Source organism: Microbispora sp. KK1-11 (genome assembly GCF_006874435.1).
In the GTDB taxonomy this organism is placed as follows: domain Bacteria; phylum Actinomycetota; class Actinomycetes; order Streptosporangiales; family Streptosporangiaceae; genus Microbispora; species Microbispora catharanthi.
The window spans coordinates 1-1,419 of sequence record NZ_VIRJ01000090.1 but is presented as its reverse complement, the minus strand read 5'-3'; the positions used below and the strand labels follow the sequence as shown (position 1 = coordinate 1,419).

Below are 1,419 nucleotides of genomic sequence, written 5' to 3'. Positions count from 1 at the left end.
GGTTGCGTCCACGGGAGTGGTGTAAGAGTTTCCGCTGGTAGAGGCGTGGCGTCGTGAAATGAGGACGGCCATCGCGTGATCCTTCGTGATTGCGAAGTCAAGATCGAAGGAGAAGAAAGCGATGGCCGTGAACGACAGTGTGGACCCTGGCGCGTGGCTGGCGGAGCAGATCCAGGCGCAGGATCCGGATCTGTTGCGATCCATGGTGAAGACCATGGCCGAGGCGTTGATGTCGGCCGAAGCCGACAACCTATGCGGCGCCTCCTACGGCGAGCGCAGCAGCGAGCGGACCAACTCCCGTAACGGTTACCGCAAGCGGGAGTGGGACACCCGCGCGGGCACGGTCGAGCTGGCCATCCCGAAACTGCGGCAGGGCTCCTACTTCCCGGACTGGCTGCTGGAACGTCGTCGGCGTGCCGAGCAAGCCCTGGTCAGCGTCGTGGCCACGTCCTACCTGCTGGGAGTGTCGACCCGGCGGGTGGACAAGCTGGTTGAGCAACTCGGTATCGCAGGGATCTCCAAGAGCCAGGTCTCGGCGATGGCCAAGGTGCTCGATGAGCAGGTGGAGGCCTTCCGCACCCGGGCCTTGGACGGCGGCCCGTACACCTTCGTGTGGCTGGACGCCCTCACCCAGAAGGTCCGCGAAGGCGGCCGGACGGTCAACGTGCACGCCCTGGTCGCCACCGCGGTCAACGCCAACGGGCAACGGGAGATCCTCGGCTTGGAGGTCACCTCGCGGGAGGACGGCGCCGGCTGGCTGGCATTCCTGCGCGGCTTGGTCGCCCGCGGCCTGTCCGGGGTGCAGATGGTCATCTCCGATGCCCACCTCGGGCTGGTCGAGGCGATCGGCGCCACCCTCCCCGGAGCCTCCTGGCAGCGCTGCCGCACCCACTACCTGCGCAACCTGCTCACGACCGTCCCGAAGTCGGCGCAGCCGTGGGTGGCGACGCTGGTGCGGACCATCTTCGATCAGCCGACCGCCGAGCAGGTGCACACCCAACATTCCTGGGTTATCGACGCTCTTCAGGCGAAGTACCCGGCAGCCGCCGACCACCTGGACGCCGCCCGCGATGACCTGCTGGCCTTCGCCCAGTTTCCCCGGGAGATCTGGAAGCAGATCTGGTCGAACAACCCGCAGGAGCGGCTGAACAAGGAGATCCGCCGCCGCACCGACGTCGTGGGCATTTTCCCGAACCGGCAGGCGATCATCCGCCTGGTCGGTGCCGTGCTGGCCGAGCAGACCGACGAGTGGACCGAAGCCCGCCGCTACATAGGCCTGGACGTGTTGGCCAAAGCCCGCCTACGGGTGATCCCCGGCGACACACCGGACCAGGAACAGCTCCCGGACAGCCTCACCGCATAACCTGCAGAAACGGATCACGCGGTGGCAGCTCGTACACCACTTCCCTGGACGTGACC

The 1,419-nt window shown here is 66.7% G+C and carries 1 protein-coding gene; it reads left to right on the top strand.

The features are described 5' to 3' along the window. The first annotated feature begins 121 nt into the window (after positions 1–121). Positions 122–1,363, top strand: a complete 1,242-nt coding sequence (locus tag FLW16_RS42825; RefSeq protein WP_142566707.1) for an IS256 family transposase — start codon at positions 122–124, stop codon at positions 1,361–1,363. The last annotated feature ends 56 nt before the right edge of the window (positions 1,364–1,419 follow it).

Excerpts from the sequence above, each read along its gene's own strand:
- FLW16_RS42825 (WP_142566707.1), top strand. The coding sequence starts at position 122 with ATGGCCGTGAACGACAGTGTGGACCCTGGCGCGTGGCTGGCGGAGCAG.